A 20,219-nucleotide genomic window follows, 5' to 3' on the forward strand; every position below is an offset into this window, starting at 1 on the left:
TGCAGTATTCGATTATGGAAACAGTGCCAGATCCTTAAACGGATCTGGCACTTTATACATTTAACACCATCCACCTTCATCACAATCCGTGTACCTTGCTTCATGCCCTTCTGTGGATGTGTAGCTTTGATAAATTTTATTTTCCCTTGCTTCAAAGTTCGGTTCCATAGTGATCCCATCAAGAGGCAAGGCCATTTTGCCGATTCGCTGATTATCCAGGAATAATTCAACCTCACCATTATTCAGCCTGCCGGTGACTCTGTTTGTTACATCTAATTTCCTTGGTTCAAGCACCATGAGTATTCATCCTTTCTTTATACGCGTACTCCTATGGTGCCCAAAAAGAAAAACAAAACACCTTGAGAAATCCTCAAGGTGCCCTGGCAGTTATTATCCTTCATTGATCATTTCATCATACTGTTCAGCCGTCATTAGCTTGTCTACTTCTCCAGCATCTGAAGGTTCAACAACGACCATCCATGCCTTTTCATAAGGTGATTCGTTTACGAACTCAGGGCTGTCCGACAGCTCTTCATTCACTTCTACCACCTTACCTGATACAGGGGCATATAGCTCAGAAACGGTCTTAACCGATTCAACACTGCCGAATGGCTCGTTTGCTTTGATTTCATCGCCAACCTCAGGTAACTCGACGAATACGATATCGCCCAGTTCAGATTGTGCAAATGATGTGATTCCTACGCGTACATTTTCCCCTTCAACCTTGACCCACTCGTGTTCTTCTGAATAACGAAGTTCTTTCGGTGTACTCATTCTCTATCCCTCCAAATGCTAGTTATACAACCTAATATTGACACACTTTTCATTGAAAAAGCAAGAAAACCAAGTATGAATCATGAAACTTTTTCATTATCTATTATTTGGTAGGTACCGGACCCCGATTTACTTCCAGGTATCTTCGAAAGTTTCTTCTTTAAAGCCTACAGTCACCTTTTTTCCATCCGTTGTGATCGGACGCTTGATCAGCATACCGTCTGAGGAAAGAATTTCTAGCAATTCATCATCAGAGGCTGAATTCACTTTATCTTTCAAGCCCAATTCACGATACTTTTTTCCACTTGTGTTAAAGAATTTTTTGAGAGGGAATCCGCTCTTTTGGAAGAGGCTCTTAAGTTCTTCCTTAGACGGCGGGTTCTCTACAATATGTATTTCATTCATGGCGATTCCTTGATCTTCGAGCCATTTTTTCGCTTTGCGGCATGTACCGCATTTCGGATAAGAATAAAAAGTCAACGACATCATTCCACCACCTTTCCATTTAATCTGAGACGGGGAATATCCCCGTCCAAGTTACGCGAATCTATTTCTTACATTCGACAATATCCGTTCGTATCCTTCTTTTCGGAAACTTTACCCGCATTGTGTTTCTACGGTTTCGACCAATTCTTTGAGGAGCACGGTTGCATTGTCCAATTCAAGAGAATAGAATCGCTGCGTTCCTTTTTGTTCTAATGATACTAATTGCTGGTCCCGCAAGATTTTCAAATGATGAGACACTGCAGGACGGGATAAGGTCAGATTTTCAGTTATCTGATTGACCGTAAGAGGTTCTTGTTCGGCAAGAAGTAATATTATGTCCTGACGATAAGGATCACTCAGTGCTTGAAATAATGGTATACAAGCACGAAATGTATCAATTGCTTTTTGACCCATAGTCTTCTCCCTTCAAACTCATTCACTATCAATTATACCCGTTCTTGTACCTTTCGAACAATATTAGTGACCATTTTACGCGGTAAGAATCGGATGGACTTGGTAAGCATTCGATTTTTCACCCCTGTGACGATCACCGTTTTATTATTGGTCATCATTTGCTTATACCCTTCCTCCACCACATCTTCCACGTTCATTACGCCTGATTGAAAGAGCTTGGAAGACTGAAGTTCTGAAGCATCACTGAATCCCGTCTCAGTGGCACCAGGACATAAAGCCGCCACCCTCACCCCGTGTGGTGCCCACTCGTTGGCGAGTGCTTCTGATAGGGACAGGACATAGGCTTTCGTTGCATAATAAACTGCCATCAGCGGTCCCGGCTGGAACGCAGCAGTCGATGCAACATTTAGGATTCTTCCCTCTTTCCGGTTCACCATTTCTTTTCCAAAATACTTACATAGCTCTGTTAAAGCTGTTATATTCACTTGAATCATATCCAGTTCTTTCGATAGCTCCGTTTCTTCGAATTCTCCAAACAAACCGAATCCGGCATTATTGATGAGGATATCCACTTGAATCCCCTTCTCCTTAATGGACTCATACAATTCTTTTGAAGCTTCAGGCTTTGAAAGGTCCGCCGTAAACACATACGTCTTCACAGCATATTTCGTCTCGATTTCTTCTGATAATGTCCGGAGTTTCCCTTCACTTCGTGCTACCAAAATCACATCATGACCTGATTGTGCAAACTTATGACTGAAGTTCAGACCGATGCCGCTGGAAGCACCTGTTATTAAAACGGTTTTATTCATCTATGCTAACCACCTTATCTTGATATGTTTAAATGTTTAAACATATAATAATTTAATGCAGCGCCGTTGTCAAATAAAAAAAGGACGGACCTCCGTTTCGAAGGTCCGTCCCTGACTTACTTACAGTGCATATTTTTCTGCGTCGATCAGTTTGACTGATGCTTCACGCTTCACTGCGATCACGTTGATCGGTGTGTGGCGGGTGAATTTACGAAGTGCTGAAAGCATCATGCGTAATGTGTCACCTGTTTCCGTTGCGACAAGTGTTTCTTTGGCATGTTGTTCGATTTCATTGAATGCTTCTTGACAGAAGATTTGAGTGTAAAGAAGCTTTTGCTTCGCTTTCTCCACTCCACCTTTTTCAATGGCTTTTTCGGTTCTCAGGACTACGGATTCCATTGCGTATGCGTTAGAAACGATATCTGCAATGTTCACCAGGATTTCCTGCTCTTTATCAAGGGCTTTACCAAACTTCTGAGCTGCCAATCCAGCCAGCATCAAGCCGATTTTTTTCGCGTTTTTCACAAGGTATTTTTCTTGTGCAAGTGGCTCATCGCCTACTTCTTCAGGCATTAACATCATCAATTCTTCTTGAAGTGCCTGTGCTTTTTGAAGTAATGGAAGCTCACCCTTCATCGCTTTACGAAGGTATGTGCCCGGTACCAGAAGTCGGTTGATTTCATTCGTTCCTTCAAAGATACGGTTGATGCGTGAGTCACGGTACATTCTTTCAATTTCATACTCTTGCATGAAGCCGTATCCACCGTGAAGTTGAACGCCTTCGTCCACTACATAATCCAGTACTTCCGTAGCAAAGAATTTATTTAATGAACACTCGATTGCGTATTCCGCAATGGATTTTGCCACTTCAGTGCCGTTTTTCACTTCTTCATCCGTAAGCTTGCTCATACGATCCTCAAACAATCCAACTGTACGGTAAACGGAGCTTTCCGCTGCGTATAATTTAGACGCCATCGTTGCAAGCTTTTCTTTCGTTAAGTTGAAGCTTGAAATTGGTGTTTTGAACTGCTGACGCTGATTGGTGTATTGAGCCGTCACTTCTAAAGCACGCTTACTTGCTCCAACAGCCCCTACCCCTAATTTGTAGCGTCCGATGTTTAAGATGTTGAAGGCAATGATATGACCTTTACCGGCGTCACCAAGAAGGTTTTCAACCGGGATTTCCGCATCCTCAAGGATTAGTGTACGAGTCGATGAACTCTTGATTCCCATTTTCTTTTCTTCAGGGCCTGTTGACACACCAGGATACTCTTTTTCAACGATGAAGGCTGAGAAATGCTCTCCATCAATCTTCGCATAAACCACGAATACATCGGCAAATGCAGAGTTTGTGATCCACTGTTTTTCCCCATTTAAAATGTAGTGGGTACCTTCTGCGTTCAGTTTAGCTGTCGTCTTTGCACCAAGGGCATCAGACCCTGAGCCTGGCTCTGTCAATGCGTAAGCCGCTAATTTTTCACCGGTCGCCAATGCAGGAAGATACTTCTGCTTCTGTTCTTCGTTACCGAATAAAACGATTGGAAGAGAGCCGATACCAACATGTGCACCGTGAGAGATCGAGAATCCGCCCGCACGTGACATTTTTTCAGCAATCAAAGCCGAGCTTACTTTATCAAGTCCCAATCCGCCATACTCTTCAGGTACATCCGCTCCAAGAAGACCAAGATCTCCAGCTTCTTTTAAAAGGCGTACAGAATGATCGAACTCATGATTTTCCAAGTTGTCAATAACAGGCACAACTTCATTCAGAACATAATCTTCCGTCGTTTTCGCGATCATCTTCTGCTCATCGGAATAATCTTCCGGAGTGAACACTTGCTCAAAGCTTACATCTTCAATTAAAAAACTTCCGCCTTTGATTAGCTTTTCTGTTTGATTCGCCATTTCGAATCCCCCTAAAATTGTTTATTTTGAAGGAGTTGGGAAGGCCTCGTAATGAGAGGTCCGTCCCTCCTCTATTAACCTATTAATTCAAATACGCCGGCTGCTCCCATTCCGCCTCCGATGCACATGGTGACGATACCGAATTGCTGGTTTCTGCGTTTCATTTCATGTACAAGTGAAAGGGTAAGCTTCGCGCCGGTACAGCCCAGAGGATGACCGAGAGCGATGGCCCCACCGTTTACGTTTACTTTTTCTTCGTCTAATCCCAACTGACGGATGACCTGGATGGATTGAGAAGCAAAGGCTTCGTTCAGTTCAAACAACCCGATATCCGATAGTTCAAGTCCAGCCATCTTCAGTGCCCGTGGAATTGCTTCAACCGGGCCGATCCCCATGATTTCCGGTGGTACTCCTGCAACTGCGAAACTTCTAAATTTCGCCATTGGCTGAAGTCCTAATGAACCTGCCTTTTCGCGATCCATCACCATGACCGCTGCCGCACCGTCACTTGTTTGGGATGAGTTACCCGCTGTTACAGAACCCTTTACGTTAAACGCAGGACGTAACTTCGCCAGAACCTCTGAGCTGGTTTTTGCTCGGACACCTTCATCTTTTGAAAATTGGAAAGCTTTCTCTACCAGCTTATTATCTCCGTTCACTGAACGATGGAGGACATCGACCGGTACGATTTCATCATCGAATTTCCCTTCAGCGATGGCTTTGGCTGCTTTTTGATGACTTCTCACTGCAAAGGCATCCTGATCTTCACGGGAAACACCGAACTTCGTTGCCACCTGCTCAGCTGTGTGCCCCATGCTCATATAATATTGAGGAGCATTTTCAGCAAGCTTCGCGTTCGGACGGACCACATGTCCCATCATAGGAACAAGGCTCATGGATTCTGCTCCACCTGCGATGGCCGTATCTGAGTGACCGAGCATGATTTTCTCTGCGGCATAAGCAATGGATTGTAATCCAGATGAACAGTACCGATTGATGGTGATCGCCGGAACAGAATCAGGCAGACCTGCAAGGCCACCTATATTCCGAGCCATATTCAACCCCTGTTCTGCTTCCGGCATCGCACACCCGATGATCAAATCATCGATGTTGCCTTCATAATTCCCTGCCCGCTTGAGGGTTTCTTTTACTACAAGTGCTCCAAGATCATCTGGTCTTACCTGAGCCAGTGAACCTTTTCGAGATTTTCCGACTGGTGTTCTTGCACCAGCAACAATGACTGCTTCGCGCATGATATTCCCCCGCTTTCTCATATGATATAAACGCTAATTAGTTGCGTAATGGTTTTCCTTTTACAAGCATGTGCTGCATACGTTGCTGAGATTTCGGCTGAGCCACAAGGCTAAGGAACGCTTCTCTTTCAAGATCCAAGAGGTATTGTTCGTCTACTTCCGTGCCGTATGGTACTTTACCACCTGCGATTACGAATGCTAGCTTCTTCGCGATCATCAGATCATGTTCTGAAATGAAGCCTGATTGGAACATGGACTGAGCTCCCAATAGCAGAGTCGCATACCCTGTTTCACCTACAACTGGAACTTTTCTACGGATCGGTGCTGAGTAGCCGGCTTCGTACAGGCTTAAAGCAGCTTGCTTTGCATCAAATAACAGATGATCATTGTTTACGCTAACTCCATCTGCTTTATTTAGGAAGTTATTGTCCCTTGCTTCATCACCAGACGTTGATACCTTTGCCATGGCAATCGTTTCAAATACTTTATTGGCTACCTTCTGAAGATCGAATTCCACTCCATTCGGCAGATTGGCTAAGTGCTTCATATAAAGCTCTTTGTTTCCGCCTCCACCAGGGATCAATCCTACTCCGACTTCGACTAAGCCCATGTACGTTTCCATGGACGCCTGGATGTGGGCAGCCGGTAAGCAGACTTCGCTTCCTCCGCCTAATGTCATCCCGAATGGTGCCGCAACAACCGGTTTAGATGAATATTTAATCTTCATCATCGCCTGCTGGAAGTGGCGTACGACCATATCGATTTCAAAGACGTTATCATCTTGTGCTTCCATGAGGATCATTGCAAGATTCGCTCCAACACAGAAGTTCTTGCCTTGATTTCCGATGACGAGTCCTTTATAGTTCTTCTCCACTTCATCAACGGCAAAATTGATCATTTGCGTGATATCCATTCCAATCGCGTTATTAGGAGAATGGAATTCAAGAAGGGCGATTCCGTCCCCGATGTCGATCAGGCTTGCTCCTGAGTTCTTTTTAATCAGCTTTCCGGCGTTCTTCAGTGCCTTTAAGTCAAGTGCCTTCGGATTCCGTTCTACAAGCTGATAGTCTCCATTGTGATAGAAGTAACGCTCACCATTTTCTTCTTTATAGAAAGTGGCGTGACCTTCTGAAAGCATCGTTTCCACCCACTGCGGTACTGTGAGACCTTCTTCCTTCATGCGGGTAACCGATTTTTCAACACCTATCGCATCCCACGTTTCGAATGGTCCCATTTCCCAACCGAAGCCCCACTTCATGGCCTGATCGATACCTACGATGTCATCAGCGATCTCACCATGGAGCTGTGCTGAATAGAGTAAGACCGGAGACACGATATTCCAAAGGAGGCTACCCGCCTGGTCTTTTGCGTAGACAAGTGATTTCAATTTATTTTTTAAGCCTTTTTCGTTTTTCGCCATTTCAAGTGAAGCGGTTTTCAGCTTTTGACGTGGCTGATAATCCATCGTTTCAGGATTGAGTTCCAGGATTTCTTTTCCTTTTTTCAAGAAGAATCCCTGTCCGCTCTTACTTCCAAGCCAGCCATTTTCAAGCATTTTCTGCATGAAGGCCGGTACTTCGAATACCTTCTGCTCTTCGCCTTCCACTTGGTCGTACACATTTTTGGCAACATGAGCGAAAGTATCCAGTCCGACAACATCAAGCGTACGGAATGTGGCACTTTTCGGTCTTCCGATCACCGGTCCTGTAATGGAATCGACTTCCCCGACAGAGTATCCGCCTTTCAACATTTCCTGCACCGTGACCAATAATCCATATGTTCCGATTCGGTTGGCAATGAAGTTTGGCGTATCCTTCGCCATGACAACACCTTTACCGAGTACATCTTCACCGAATGTTTTCATAAAGCTTACGACTTCCGGATCCGTCTTCTTTGTCGGAATCACTTCAAGAAGTTTCAAGTATCTTGGCGGGTTGAAGAAATGTGTTCCTAAGAAATTCTTCTGGAAGTCATCGCTTCTTCCTTCTGACATGGCCTCGATTGAAATCCCTGATGTATTCGAACTGATGATGCTTCCCGGTTTACGGTAACGCTCCACTTGCTCGAACACTTTCTTCTTAATGTCCAGGTTCTCTACGACTACCTCGATCACCCAGTCACAATCACCGATATGCTGAAGATCATCTTCGAAGTTCCCTGCCGTAATAAGAGAAGCATTCTGTTTCGATGTAAGTGGCGCCGGTTTTTGTTTAAAGAGCTTTTTTAAAGCGTTTTCACTAAATTGATTACGAAACGCCTTGCTCTCTTCTGTCAGTCCTTTTGCTTTATGTTCGTCGGTCAATTCTCTAGGTACGATATCTAATAACATTGTCGGGATGCCTATATTTGCAAGATGAGCGGCTATTCCTGAACCCATGACTCCTGATCCTAACACTGCGGCTTTCTGAATTCTACGAACCAATGGTATTTCCCCCTTATACACACTTTGAATGAATACTCATTCATTTTTCACTTAAAAAAAAGACTCGAATGAGTTCCTGTTACATCTAATATATCGGATATTCTAAAATATCGCAATATTTAAACGTTAAATTTACAAAAAATTCACTATAGTTCACCACACCATTGTGGGCATTCGTCTAATCCAGCCTATTCAAACACCCACACCCCCGTGACGAAGACAAGAAAAAACCATTGTCTCCTATAATATATGAGGATATTAGAGGGACGGACCTTAGGTAGAAGACCATTTCCATTACTAAAAAGCCTATTATAGAGGGATTTTCAAACGATTTACCCATCAATTACGATAAGATTTGGAGGTCCGTCCCTCATATTTCATTGGAGATCCGGGAATGTTAGGGATGGAGGTGTTTGTGATGGCGAAGCAGAAGAAGAATCCTTCTAAGGCTGGGGTTAGTGCAGCGAGTGTGAAGGGGGACGCCGGTCCTACGGTTGAGATGGACGGCGGCGGCAAACGAAACAGTCAAAACAATCAATTTAAGAAGCAACCATAGGATAGTTTGGAAACGGCACCTGATGAGGTATGATCGGGTGCTGTTTGTTATTTGTTATAGGGGTATGGGGCTGGCGGAGTTTATGAACCGATATTTTGTTTTATCGACCTTTATCGGAATTTATCGACTCTCATTTGGATTTATCAACCGTTCTTTCATTTTATCAACCTTATTTTCAATATATCGACCGTTCCACAAATCCCGCAATCAACCATCATCCGCTTTCTCAATATCACCTCCCTACTTCTTTATACCTTTAGCTGCAGTCACACGAACTGCCCCGATTCATTACCTCCTCCCCATACAAAAATTAACTTTGCCTTCCCGATCGTTTTGAAGTAAACTATTATTATCAATTTGAAGACGTCAGACCTCCTACTTTAAAACACAACTAACAATTAAAGTGGCTCGTCTGTTTTTTTAGTATTTGAATGATAACGTTTACAGATAAGGAGATTATGTGGATGAAGCAAAGATTACTATACTTTACAATTGGGCTTTTCATTTTAACGATGGGGGTTGCCCTTATTATAAAGTCCGGCCTTGGTGCCTCAGCATGGGATGCCCTGGCGGTCGGTGAATCGAATATGTTTGGAATCACAGTGGGGACTGCCGTCTTTATTAACGGGATTGTTTTGATTGGCCTGAACGCCCTTATTATGAAGAAAAAGCCTGATGTATTAGCAGCTGGATCAATTCTTCTCATTGGAATGTTAATCGATTTTTGGTTACTGGTTGTCTTTAACAACTACGCCCCAGAAATGTTGATCAATCAAATGTTTGCACTTGTTTCGGGGATTTTAACTATGGGGCTTGGAATTGCTATTTATCTGCAGGCGAAGTTTCCTGCAAGTCCGATGGATACACTGATGGTGGCGATCCATACACGATTCGGGTTAAACCTTCGTAATTCCCGGATCATCAGTGAAGGGTTTGCCCTTTCTCTTGCATTCCTATTTAAAGGGGATATCGGGATCGGTACAATTATTGTGACGCTCACATTGGGATTCGTCGTTCAATACACATTCCCTATATTCGAACAACTCTTTCAAAAAAAATCAATCGGGAAAGCAGCCGTTTCTGCTGACTGATCTAAAAAAGCAATCTACCTTAAAGGAAGATTGCTTTTTTTAATTTATTTAAAAGAATGACTCACACATACGTGATATGATAAACGATATTGATTTCAAATGTAGGAGCGTTTTACAATGCTGCAATCACTTAATTCACAACTTGAAAAGCTGATGCCCTTTATCACTCCATCAGCGGTACTGATTGGTGTGCTGTTTGCCGGCCACTTGTCCCCCTTCACCTTCCTAGTGCCTTGGGTGTTTGCCTTTATGACGTTCTCGGGCAGTCTCAGTTCCAATTTCCGTTCCCTGCAAAAAGCATTTATATATCCTCTGCCGCTGTTATCGGCACTTTTCATCCTCCACCTCATCATGCCTCTTTGGGCATTTGGAGTGGGGCATCTTGTCTTCCACGGGGACGGCCTGACCATTACAGGACTGATTCTTGCGATGGTCATTCCAACCGGGATCACAAGCTTTGTGTGGGTAAGTATTTATAAAGGAAATATCGGTTTGGCATTATCGATCATACTAATCGATACGATCCTGTCGCCTTTCATTGTACCTGCCAGTCTCACTTTATTTGTTGGCCAGAAAGTCGAGATGAATATCGGGGACATTATGATCGGCCTATTGTTTATGGTGGTCATTCCTTCTCTTATCGGGATGCTATGTAATCAGATTACCAAAGGAAAGATCAAGGATACCCTTGGCGTAAAGCTTGCACCTTTTGCTAAAATCGCCATCGGTGTGGTTGTGGCCATCAATAGCTCCGCTGTCGCACCCTATTTAAGAAACATCGACAGCAAGCTGCTCCTGATTGCTTGCGCCGTCCTTTTCATCGCCCTATCCGGATTCGCTCTATCCTGGCTCCTTTCCTCCCTCCTCCATCAAGAGAGAGAAACGAAAGCGAGCCTTCTGTTTACCGGAGGAATGAGAAATATCAGCGCAGGAGCGGTCATTGCAGTACATTACTTTCCTGCCCCCGTTGCCGTGCCCGTGGTGATCGGGATGTTGTTTCAGCAAGTACTTGCTTCATTATTCGGTTTCTTATTTCACCATAAAGAAATGAAAGATCAAGGATAAAAAAATGGACCAAATCATTGGTCCATTTTTTATGTGATACTCACTTTCCGTCTTGCATTAAGCATCTCATTGATGCGTTTTCTCTGACTTTTATCAGCGAGTACATACAGGGTATCTCCTGCCTTGATCACGGTATCCCCCATGGGTGTGATCAGCTCATTGCTGCGAATCACTCCGGAGATCAACGTTTTTTCAGGAAGATTTATCTCCTTGATCGCCTTGTTCGTAATATAGGCGTCCTCGTTAATCAGCACTTCAAGCATCTCATTGTTTGTCTTTCCTATCGATACGAGTTCAATGCTGTGGGCGATCTGAGGCTTTTCTTCACCAGCTAGCTTTAGGTAATTTGCCAGTGGAGAAATCGTCGTCCCTTGGATGAGAGCGGATAAGAGAACGACGAAGAACACGACGTTAAAGAGTACTTCATTGTTTTCAATCCCCGCCACCATGGGGTACGTGGCCAATACGATCGGGACCGCCCCTTTTAATCCGGCCCACGAGATGAAGAATTTTTCCTTTATGGTGAAACTCTTTGCCAGTGCCAGGCTTAAATAGACTCCAAGTGGTCTGGCTACAACAATCAATAAAATGGCAAGTGCGATTCCCTGCCATGCAATCCCTGGAAGGTGTTGCGGAAAGACCAGTAACCCCAGAAGGATGAACATGACGATTTGCATCATCCATGCAAATCCCTCATTGAAACGGACAATTGAGTGACGGTAGGTCAATTCCTTATTCCCCACCACGATTGCCATGATATACACAGCCAACAGTCCGCTCGCCTCCAGTATGCTCGTGAATGCATACGTAAAGATGGCCAAGGAAATGGATAAAACCGGGTACAATCCTGATGAATCGAGATTGATTCGGTTGATGATCCAGACGGAAGCCACTCCAAGCACGAGACCAAGCACCAATCCCATTCCCATCTGCCAAAAGAAGCTTAGGATTAAGCTGGCAGGATTCAACATGGGAAATTGAATCAGCTGTAAAAATGCTACTGTCAAAAAAATCGCCATGGGGTCATTGCTTCCGGACTCCGCTTCCAGTGTGGATGAGATTTTCGGCTTGATGTTCTTATTTCCCAACACCGAGAACACCGCGGCAGCGTCGGTTGAGCCGACGATGGCCCCGAACAACATTCCTTCAAGCCAGCTCACACCGAGGATGTATTTGGCCGCCACTCCGATGGAAACGGTTGTCACGACTACTCCGATGGTTGCCAGTGAAAGGGCTGGTTTATATACGCTTTGCACATTGTCCCATTTTGTTTGAAGACCGCCTTCGAACAGGATGATGATGAGTGCAAGAGTTCCGATGAATTGAGTGATGGGGGCATTGTCGAAGAAAAAGTATGTATTCAGGACCATTCCCACAACGATAAACAAAATCAGCGAGGGAACGCCTAAGCGTGTGGAGAATTTAGCGGTGATGACACCGACCAATAGTAAAAGGCCAAGCAGCAGGGTCAAGTTATCGATTGTGATTTCCATCATATCTCCTCTTATTTTCATGAAGATTTTTCCCTATTATTATATAACATTGTGAATTACGTAACAATTATTATGCGTCCCTGCTATCGTCCCGTTTTTACTAAATGCTTCCCCATGATGATATATTCGTGGGGTACGTTTGGATAGAAGCCCTCCCGAATGATTTTAAAGCCACTTTTATGATAAAAGGCGATAGCTGTATGATTATCTTTTCGCGTCGTCAGAAGGACCTTTTCCTCTGTTCGATTTTGCAATAATCGTTCAACCAGATGCTTCGCGATTCCCCTGCTCCTATGTTTCGGATCGACACCAAGCTCAACCAGTTCCATGCAATGATTCATCCATTCTGGTTCAGTTCGTAAATGACGGGCGAGTAAATCGTGATAGTACTGACCTTTCAGGGAAGAGTACCCATAAATATATCCTGCCACTTGTTCATTGATAATAGCCAGATATCCTTCAAAAAGGGGGTACGTCGAATGACGTTTGAACTGAACTTCCATCCCTAAGCCATCTACCTCGAACAGATCGCAATACAACCGGATCATTTTCTTAAAGTATTTCCCTTCCACTCTAAAAGGAACAATTCTCATTTTCCAGCCTCCCGAAAAATAAATAAGACCCTATGAACATCCATAGAGTCTACTTTTTACTTACTATTATTTCTTCATGACCCCTTTTAGAACAAAAGCGACGTTGGCTGGTCTTTCCGCCAGTCTTCTCATGAAGTAACCATACCAGTCAGTACCGTAAGGAACATAGACGCGCATCTTGTAGCCTTCTTTGACCAACTCATGCTGACGCTCCACACGGATACCAAAAAGCATTTGGAACTCGAATTGATCACGTGGAATCTTATATTCTTCCACGAGTCTCTTCGTATATTCGATCATCTCATCATCATGAGTGGCGATGGCAGTATAGTTGCCATTCAACAAATGAGTCTTGATGATTTTTTTGAAATTATCGTCTACATCCTTCTTTTCGGGAAACGCAACTTCAGGTGACTCTTTATAAGCCCCTTTCACAAGACGCAGATTGGGGGAATACGCATTCAAATCATCGATATCCTTTTCTGTTCTATATAAATAGGCTTGAATGACCGTGCCGATATTATCATACTCTGACTTCAGACGCGTGAAAATATCAATGGTCTTTCCACAACGGGAGTAGTCTTCCATATCAATGGTAACGAATACGTTCTGTTTGGTTGCTTCTTCAAGGATCATTCTCATGTTCTTCATGACAACCTCTTCAGAAATATCCAGCCCCATCGATGTCATCTTAAGGGATAGTTGAGATTTAAGGTTCTCTCTTCCGATTGCACGAATAGCCTCTACGCATTCAAGGGCCATTTCGTTTGCTTCACGCTCATTGTCCACAAACTCTCCCAAATAGTCGATCGTTACAACAAGATTCTGACTATTCAGCTCGCGAATAACCTCAACTGCCTGCAGGATGGAAGACCCTGCAACGAACCGACCGGCACCAAAACGCAGGCCATATTTCTTAGCAAGTTTCGTCATAGGCTTATTTTTTGAAAGGAATAAAAAGAAATTACGCATTGCTTGCTCCATGTTGCTTACCCCCTGAAAAACATATATAGCATACTATGAAACCGTTTTCTTAATTGATAAAAAAGAAAAAGCTCATACTATTTATTTACCAACATTTTATCACCTTTTAAACGTTTTGAATATACTTTCAATACTTTCTTAGTAGAATATTATCGAAATTTGTCAATCCGTGAATAAGACTGGTGAATCGTAGGAAAAATAAACTTTGCTCTATGATAATACCGCTTTCTCAGCCTGCCGTATACAGGGTATTATTACCTATTCATCAGGCACAAAGAAGGAGGTATTGAAAACATGGAAAAGGAGGAAGAGAACATGCAACAACAACCTCAACAAGGGAGCCAGCAGCAAGCGTATACACAGCCCCCACACATGCTTACGACGAAGGATTCACTGTATTTAAATGACATGCTTGCCTGGAATCTGACCGCCATGAAGAAGTGTCATTTTGCAGCAGCCCATTGTCAGGATGCCAGCATCAAGGCTGAGCTGGATAAGTGCGGCCAGATGCATCAGCGTCACTATCAGCAACTGCTTGCCCATTTAAACACCACCAATCAAAACATGATGTAGAAAGGAGTCCTCTTACGTGAATCAACCAAATCAGCAAAAAATTCAGAATCCACAATCTCAAGTGCCGGAAACTCCACAAATGAATGACCGGGACTTTATTACGGATATTCTGTCACATGAAAAATATATGACAGCTTCCTATTGTACGGCTTTGAATGAAGCGAGTCATCAAGCCTTATATCAGGATCTCCTGACCATCTTTAATGAAACCCAAAATGCACAGCGTGAATTATACAATGAAATGTTCCGTAAGGGCTGGTACAAGCTTGAAGCTGCCGACAGTCAAAAAATCCAGCAATCCTATCAGCAGCACCAGCAGTATTCCAGTCAATTCCCTTATGGGTATGGTGGACAGGTTCAATAATTGTGGAGGCAGACTTTGGTCTGCCTTTTTTTGATGGGATTAGAGTGTGTGGTGAGTATGAGCTTGCAGCTTCCATGAGGTTTTTGGCGTTTTGAAAATAAAAGTTGAGATTTGAAAATAAATGGGTTACTTTTGAAAATAAAAACTGAGATTTGAAAATAAATACAGCTAAATTGAAAATAAAAGCCCTGATGCCGATGCTTTCCACTTTGAAATTCATCATATATTAGTAATACGTTCCTAAACTCACTGAAAAGCTCTCTCCTCCTCCCCATATGAATCAAAATCCAATAAAAAAAGCACCCTCTATTCATTAAAAGGGTACTTTTCAAACCAACAAACCATTACTCTTCATTCTTCCTCCTGCTCATTTCCGCTCGATGAGCCTCATTCAGCTCTTTGATCTCACCGACGATCCGTTTCATTTCATCTTTGCCTTCAGGATAGAGTGAATTCCAATGCTTCACGAGGGCAGGCATGTTTTTGGCGATGAATGAGTAAAGAGCGTATTGTGTCACCATGTCTTTCTTTTCGGGATCGGTCTCACCAACTAAGAGCTCTGTGTACTTTTCAATCAATGCATCGAATTGTTCCTTCATTAGGATAACCTCCTTGTGAATACAAAAAATCAAGACTTTTTCACTAGACAGGTTTGCGGACATGTTTTACAACGGTACTGTTCCCCGTTCTCCAATTTATAGGAGAAGCAACATGTTTTCCGGACACGAACCTTCTCCGTTACACCCTCTACATTTACTTTCCTACTATAATAAATAGCCAGTGGATTGGTTTGGTACCTGCCGAACCATCCGCTGTTTTCATCTAAAAGAAGACGCTGAAATTGGTCGTCTCGCCAATTCCTCATTCCTTCATTTAGGAGGAAGTCGTCATTCTCGTATATCCAGAATACATATACGACGATGTTCTCCCATAGAATCAAGTTTGAAAGCTTCGTCGCTTTTTTTAATGACTGTATCACTTGATCAAGGTGGTCCCCGAAGATGGATCGAATGAACTCATCCTTTTCCTCAAGAGATGTGAACTCGATCACCGACGCATCCTTCAAGTGAAATTGAGGCATCCATAGCCCATTTTTATCGCCATCGACCATGATCAGGTTTTCAGGTGTAAGATTCAATTTCTTATTCCAATACGTCATGGCCAGTAATGCCATGGCCGATACAAAAGCATAGCGTTTCATAAATAAGGACGCTGCCACTTTAAGATCTTCGGTGCCAATCAAGGAGCGACGCCGAGACAGATACTCCCCCATCTCATCACTGTCAAGAAAACAATTTGCTTCCACTCCCTCTGTGGCAGGGGGAGACATATGAACCCGGTATTTCCTCAAGACATCCCTTTGCTCCTCGGTCAGGGAGTTCATCCTGTTTCAACTGCGTCCTTCAGGATGCAACGCCCTTTCCCGAATGGGATACATAATGGCGTGCCGAATAATGGATCCCTTGATACCTGGCAGTCCATATCGAATACATTCTTCACGAGTTCACAGCTGATTACCTCTTCAGGCTTCCCTTGGGCATAAATCTGCTTATCCCGGATTGCCACGATATTATGGGCATATCGGCAGGCGAGATTCAGGTCATGAAGAACCATGACGATGGTACGCTGTTCCTTCTCATTCAACTCGAACAGGAGGTCTAGGATCTCGATCTGATGGGTCATATCAAGATATGTCGTAGGTTCATCCAATAGAATAATGTCTGTATCCTGGGCAAGCGTCAGGGCAATCCACGCACGCTGACGCTGACCGCCGGAAAGTTCATCCACTTTCCGATGCTGCAGTTCCTCCATCTTCGTCGCTTTCAGTGCATTCTGCACAATCTCTTCATCCTTCTGTGACCACTGCTTCAACCAGGTTTGGTGAGGATAGCGGCCCTGCTTGACAAGCTGAAGGACGGTCAGTCCTTCAGGAGCTGTCGGGGATTGAGGGAGAATGGCCATTTTACGAGCGACTTCTTTCGTTGATAAACGAGAAATTGCCTCCCCATCCAATAAAACCGATCCTTGTTTCGGTTTGAGCAATCGGGCGATGGAACGGAGAAGGGTCGATTTACCACAGCCGTTTCCACCGATAAAGACCGAAATCTCCCCTTGTGGAATGCTAATATTCAGTTCGTCAATAATCGTCCGTTCCCCGTAAGATAGAGTCAAATCCTTCGTTTGTAATGCGTCACTCATCTATGGCCAACTCCTTTAAGAATTTCTTGTTTTAAATAACAGATAGATAAAATACGGTGCCCCGATCGCTGCCGTAAAGACACCGGCCGGGACTTCCAGTGGCAGGAACAAAGTTCTCCCGATCAGGTCCGCAACCATGACGAGAATCCCGCCGATCAAGGCTGCGGTCGGAAGCAATGCCCCGAATGAAGACCCGACCATCCGTCGTGCCATATGAGGAGCCATCAGTCCTACAAACCCGATCCCCCCTGCAAAGGCAACCGCTCCACCAACGAGAGCCGTTGACATGAGGAGGAGGAAGAAGCGCTGAAGCTGGACATTCCCTCCGACACTTGTTGCAATTTCTTCGCCTAGTTCCTGTATATTCAACTGACGGGTGATAAAGAAGCTTAACAGGATAAAGACCAAGCTCCACGGAAGTAAGATCCATACATCCTGCCAATCTGAGCCGTTCACGGTACCGGTGATCCAGATATTTGCCTGACTCGCCCGGTAAATCGGTCCGAGGATCATAAGCAATGTAGTCAAGGCTTGGGTTAAAGCTGATATCCCGATCCCGATCAACACGAGCCTGACGGGAGATCCCCCCCTTCTCCAAGCTAAAAAGTATACGAGAAAGGCAATGACTGTCGCACCGATAAAGGCAGCGACAGGCAGCCATTTCACACTGACCATCAATGTATTGTCGTCGTTACTGAAGAGGGTCAGAAAGGCGACGACTGCAGCTCCTGCCCCCCCGGTGATCCCTATGATATCAGGTGAAGCAAGAGGGTTTCGGATCATTCCCTGAAGAATCCCCCCTGCAACCGCCAGTGCCATTCCTGCAAGGAGTGCAATGATGATCCGTGGAAGACGGAATGACGTCACCACGAGATGTTCCAAGCTTGTCCCGCCTCCAAAGAAGACACTTACCACCTTCCATGGAGCGATTTTCATATCCCCTATCCCTGTACTTATAATAAGAACAACCAATGTAATCAAGCCGAGGATGATCACTTTCTTAAGGGCAGATAGATCTACGAGCATGGATACCCGGTCTTTAAGCCAACGTTTACCTATAAATCGATTCATCTGCTAAAACCCCTTCCTTGCCACATACACGAAGAACGGTGCGCCGATGATGGCAGTCATGACACCAACGGGCACCTCCTGGGGCATGATGACGTAACGGGCTCCAACGTCAGCGGCCAATAGCAACACCGCACCAAGAAGTCCCGAGAAGGGGATGAGCCAACGATGATCCACCCCGATGATTTTCCTGGCTAGATGGGGAATGACAATCCCAATAAACCCGATGGGACCGGCAACGGCGACAGAACCGCCTGCCAGCAGGACGACGACCGCCAATGCAAGGAATTTAATCAAGGTCGTTTTCAGGCCGAGCCCTTTTGCCACATCTTCCCCCATGGCCAAGATGTTCATCTTGCCTGCAATCAGCAGAGCAAGAATCCAGCCTGCGACGATATAAGGAAAGACTCCATTCAATATTTCCAGACTTCTACCCTGAACAGACCCTGCCAGCCAGAATAATACCTGCTCAAGCGCTGCCTCATTCAGTACCAGCAATCCTTGTGTAAAGGAAGAAAACATCGCCGTTATGGCCGCTCCTGCCAGCGTCAACTTCATTGGTGTCAGGCCTTTATCTCCCGCGGAACTAACGATGAAAACCCCGACAGCTGCAATAGCTGCTCCAAGAAAGGCGAGCCACGTAAAGGACTGAAGATTGGTTACTCCAAAGAGTGTGACCGCCACGACCACCATAAAGGCCCCTCCGGCATTGATGCCGAATATCCCTGGAGAAGCGAGGGGATTCTTTGTTAGTGTTTGCATCAGGACTCCTGAAATCGCAAGGGATGCCCCCACTGTCGCGGCAATCAAGGCCCTTGGTAACCGAATTGTCTGGAGAACGATATGCTCAGTCGATCCCGTTGGATGGGTAAAAGCCTCTACAGCTGTTTTCCATGACGTATCGGTGTATCCGTATACAATACTGATGCCGATACACAGGATTAGGAAAAGGAATGTACCTATAAATAGTAAGAGTTGTTTTTGAATTTTCATTATGTGCTAACCTTTCTATTCCTAGTGACTACATAAGGAATATCACGCTCAGTTCTTCTCTTACCATTTTAAAGAAGATTGATAGTAGCGTCAATGATTTTGAAAATCATTATCAATTAGGTATTGACAATGAAAACCTTCTCAACTACTATAATGAGTGTAAATGATAATCATTATCATTGATAAAATCATATCAGGAGGATTTACATATGAAAATAAGAAGTTTACTATCTTTCCTGCTCATCTCTACCCTTCTATTTCTTGCGGCTTGCGGGAATAAAGAAGAAACAGAGCCAGCAGAAAATGATAAAAAAGAAGAATCATATACAGTTGAACATGCAATGGGTACGACAGAAATCAAAGGTACACCTAAGAAAGTCGTCATCCTTACAAATGAAGGTACAGAAGCCCTTCTCTCAATGGGCGTCACACCGGTCGGTGCCGTTCAATCTTGGACAGGTGATCCTTGGTACGATCATATCGCCGACGACATGAAAGATGTTGAGGTAGTCGGAACAGAGAGCGAACTAAACATGGAAGCTATCGCGAAGCTTCAGCCCGACCTGATCATCGGGAACAAAATGCGTCAGGAAGAACAATACAATCAGCTGAAGGAGATCGCTCCTACGGTAATGGCTGAAACTCTTCGTGGAGACTGGAAAGAAAACTTCGAATTGTATGCGAAAGCATTAAATAAAGAAGAAAAAGGGAAAGAAGTACTCGGTGAATATGATCAGCGTATCGAAGACATTAAAGGAAAGCTTGGAGATAAACTGAATCAACAAGTTTCCATGGTCCGTTTCCTGGCAGGCGATGTTCGTATTTACCATAAAGATTCGTTCTCAGGTGTCATTCTGGATCAATTAGGATTTGCCCGTCCTGAAGGTCAAGATGTAGACGACTTCGCTGAAAAGGGTGTAACGAAAGAGCGCATCCCTGCAATGGATGGAGATGTCTTATTCTACTTCACCTATGAAACAGGCGATGGTGAAGCGAATAAACTGGCGGACGAGTGGATCAACGACCCTCTATTCCAAAACCTTGAAGTAGCGAAACAAGACCGCGTCATTGAGGTGGACGATGCCATCTGGAATACAGCAGGCGGTGTCATCGCAGCGAATCAAATGCTGGATGATATTGAGAAGTATTTCTTAGATCAGGAATAAACATAGGA

At 44.3% G+C, this 20,219-nt stretch carries 22 protein-coding genes; 6 read left to right on the plus strand and 16 right to left on the minus strand.

What is annotated here, in order from left to right:
• Positions 1-60 precede the first annotated feature (60 nt).
• From ACIGG7_RS20365 to ACIGG7_RS20400, 8 genes are all read right to left on the minus strand, one after another.
• A complete protein-coding gene (locus ACIGG7_RS20365) occupies positions 61-297 on the minus strand; it encodes a YusG family protein (protein ID WP_224944630.1) in 237 nt (78 codons plus the stop codon).
• A gap of 93 nt (positions 298-390) precedes the next feature.
• The gene (gene gcvH / locus ACIGG7_RS20370; protein ID WP_201714209.1) at positions 391-774 is read right to left on the minus strand and encodes a glycine cleavage system protein GcvH; all 384 of its coding nucleotides are present in this window, start codon (positions 772-774) and stop codon (positions 391-393) included.
• 129 nt (positions 775-903) lie between these two features.
• Positions 904-1,260, minus strand: coding sequence for an arsenate reductase family protein (locus tag ACIGG7_RS20375; protein WP_397550927.1), 357 nt, complete (start codon positions 1,258-1,260; stop codon positions 904-906).
• 111 nt (positions 1,261-1,371) lie between these two features.
• Positions 1,372-1,674, minus strand: a complete 303-nt coding sequence (locus ACIGG7_RS20380; protein WP_224944632.1) for an ArsR/SmtB family transcription factor — start codon at positions 1,672-1,674, stop codon at positions 1,372-1,374.
• Positions 1,675-1,706: 32 nt separating this feature from the next.
• Positions 1,707-2,486 carry an SDR family NAD(P)-dependent oxidoreductase gene (locus tag ACIGG7_RS20385; RefSeq protein WP_397550852.1) on the minus strand — a complete coding sequence of 260 codons (780 nt, stop codon included), beginning with the start codon at positions 2,484-2,486 and terminating at the stop codon, positions 1,707-1,709.
• A gap of 120 nt (positions 2,487-2,606) precedes the next feature.
• Positions 2,607-4,391 (minus strand): acyl-CoA dehydrogenase family protein, encoded by a 1,785-nt coding sequence (locus ACIGG7_RS20390; RefSeq protein ID WP_224944636.1) that lies wholly within the window; start codon positions 4,389-4,391, stop codon positions 2,607-2,609.
• Between the two features lie 74 nt (positions 4,392-4,465).
• Positions 4,466-5,644: an acetyl-CoA C-acetyltransferase gene (locus tag ACIGG7_RS20395; RefSeq protein WP_397550853.1), complete on the minus strand. Its 1,179-nt coding sequence runs from the start codon at positions 5,642-5,644 to the stop codon at positions 4,466-4,468.
• 37 nt (positions 5,645-5,681) lie between these two features.
• A complete protein-coding gene (locus tag ACIGG7_RS20400) occupies positions 5,682-8,066 on the minus strand; it encodes a 3-hydroxyacyl-CoA dehydrogenase/enoyl-CoA hydratase family protein (protein ID WP_397550854.1) in 2,385 nt (794 codons plus the stop codon).
• A gap of 418 nt (positions 8,067-8,484) precedes the next feature.
• Here ACIGG7_RS20400 and ACIGG7_RS20405 point away from each other — a divergent pair, with 418 nt between their 5' ends.
• The 3 genes from ACIGG7_RS20405 to ACIGG7_RS20415 all read left to right on the plus strand — a co-directional run bounded on the left by ACIGG7_RS20405 (position 8,485) and on the right by ACIGG7_RS20415 (position 10,778).
• On the plus strand, positions 8,485-8,622 hold the full coding sequence (locus tag ACIGG7_RS20405) for a YuzL family protein (protein ID WP_079532050.1): 138 nt from the start codon (positions 8,485-8,487) through the stop codon (positions 8,620-8,622).
• Positions 8,623-9,086: 464 nt separating this feature from the next.
• Positions 9,087-9,713: a YczE/YyaS/YitT family protein gene (locus ACIGG7_RS20410; RefSeq protein ID WP_224944648.1), complete on the plus strand. Its 627-nt coding sequence runs from the start codon at positions 9,087-9,089 to the stop codon at positions 9,711-9,713.
• A 117-nt stretch (positions 9,714-9,830) separates the two neighbouring features.
• A complete protein-coding gene (locus ACIGG7_RS20415) occupies positions 9,831-10,778 on the plus strand; it encodes a bile acid:sodium symporter family protein (RefSeq protein ID WP_397550855.1) in 948 nt (315 codons plus the stop codon).
• Between the two features lie 29 nt (positions 10,779-10,807).
• On the opposite strand, the gene ACIGG7_RS20420 is transcribed toward ACIGG7_RS20415, so the two are convergent.
• The 3 genes from ACIGG7_RS20420 to ACIGG7_RS20430 all read right to left on the minus strand — a co-directional run bounded on the left by ACIGG7_RS20420 (position 10,808) and on the right by ACIGG7_RS20430 (position 13,848).
• Positions 10,808-12,271: a potassium/proton antiporter gene (locus ACIGG7_RS20420; protein WP_397550928.1), complete on the minus strand. Its 1,464-nt coding sequence runs from the start codon at positions 12,269-12,271 to the stop codon at positions 10,808-10,810.
• Positions 12,272-12,354: 83 nt separating this feature from the next.
• Entirely contained in the window at positions 12,355-12,864 is a 510-nt protein-coding gene (locus tag ACIGG7_RS20425; RefSeq protein ID WP_397550856.1) for a GNAT family N-acetyltransferase, read from the minus strand.
• Positions 12,865-12,930: 66 nt separating this feature from the next.
• Positions 12,931-13,848 (minus strand): proline dehydrogenase family protein, encoded by a 918-nt coding sequence (locus tag ACIGG7_RS20430; protein WP_224944652.1) that lies wholly within the window; start codon positions 13,846-13,848, stop codon positions 12,931-12,933.
• Between the two features lie 315 nt (positions 13,849-14,163).
• On the opposite strand from ACIGG7_RS20430, the gene ACIGG7_RS20435 reads away from it, so the two are divergent.
• Together ACIGG7_RS20435 and ACIGG7_RS20440 are read left to right on the plus strand one after the other, a co-directional pair.
• Positions 14,164-14,421 (plus strand): hypothetical protein, encoded by a 258-nt coding sequence (locus ACIGG7_RS20435; protein WP_397550857.1) that lies wholly within the window; start codon positions 14,164-14,166, stop codon positions 14,419-14,421.
• A gap of 79 nt (positions 14,422-14,500) precedes the next feature.
• Complete coding sequence (locus tag ACIGG7_RS20440) at positions 14,501-14,785, plus strand: spore coat protein (RefSeq protein WP_224945066.1); 285 nt, start codon at positions 14,501-14,503, stop codon at positions 14,783-14,785.
• Between the two features lie 344 nt (positions 14,786-15,129).
• Here ACIGG7_RS20440 and ACIGG7_RS20445 read toward each other — a convergent pair whose 3' ends face one another.
• Genes ACIGG7_RS20445 through ACIGG7_RS20465 form a run of 5 tightly spaced genes read right to left on the minus strand, consistent with a single transcriptional unit; the run spans position 15,130 to position 19,045 of the window.
• Complete coding sequence (locus ACIGG7_RS20445; protein ID WP_397550858.1) at positions 15,130-15,384, minus strand: DUF2573 family protein; 255 nt, start codon at positions 15,382-15,384, stop codon at positions 15,130-15,132.
• A gap of 29 nt (positions 15,385-15,413) precedes the next feature.
• On the minus strand, positions 15,414-16,136 hold the full coding sequence (locus ACIGG7_RS20450) for an IucA/IucC family C-terminal-domain containing protein (protein WP_397550859.1): 723 nt from the start codon (positions 16,134-16,136) through the stop codon (positions 15,414-15,416).
• Between the two features lie 29 nt (positions 16,137-16,165).
• Positions 16,166-16,984 (minus strand): ABC transporter ATP-binding protein, encoded by an 819-nt coding sequence (locus tag ACIGG7_RS20455; RefSeq protein ID WP_224944656.1) that lies wholly within the window; start codon positions 16,982-16,984, stop codon positions 16,166-16,168.
• 15 nt (positions 16,985-16,999) lie between these two features.
• Positions 17,000-18,055 (minus strand): FecCD family ABC transporter permease, encoded by a 1,056-nt coding sequence (locus tag ACIGG7_RS20460; RefSeq protein WP_397550860.1) that lies wholly within the window; start codon positions 18,053-18,055, stop codon positions 17,000-17,002.
• 3 nt (positions 18,056-18,058) lie between these two features.
• The gene (locus ACIGG7_RS20465; RefSeq protein WP_224944660.1) at positions 18,059-19,045 is read right to left on the minus strand and encodes a FecCD family ABC transporter permease; all 987 of its coding nucleotides are present in this window, start codon (positions 19,043-19,045) and stop codon (positions 18,059-18,061) included.
• A 209-nt stretch (positions 19,046-19,254) separates the two neighbouring features.
• Between ACIGG7_RS20465 and ACIGG7_RS20470 the strand changes: the two genes are divergently transcribed.
• Entirely contained in the window at positions 19,255-20,211 is a 957-nt protein-coding gene (locus tag ACIGG7_RS20470; protein WP_224944663.1) for an ABC transporter substrate-binding protein, read from the plus strand.
• Positions 20,212-20,219 lie beyond the last annotated feature (8 nt).

The sequence above is a fragment of the Rossellomorea sp. NPDC077527 genome (assembly GCF_044542955.1).
In the GTDB taxonomy this organism is placed as follows: Bacteria; Bacillota; Bacilli; order Bacillales; family Bacillaceae_B; genus Rossellomorea; species Rossellomorea aquimaris_E.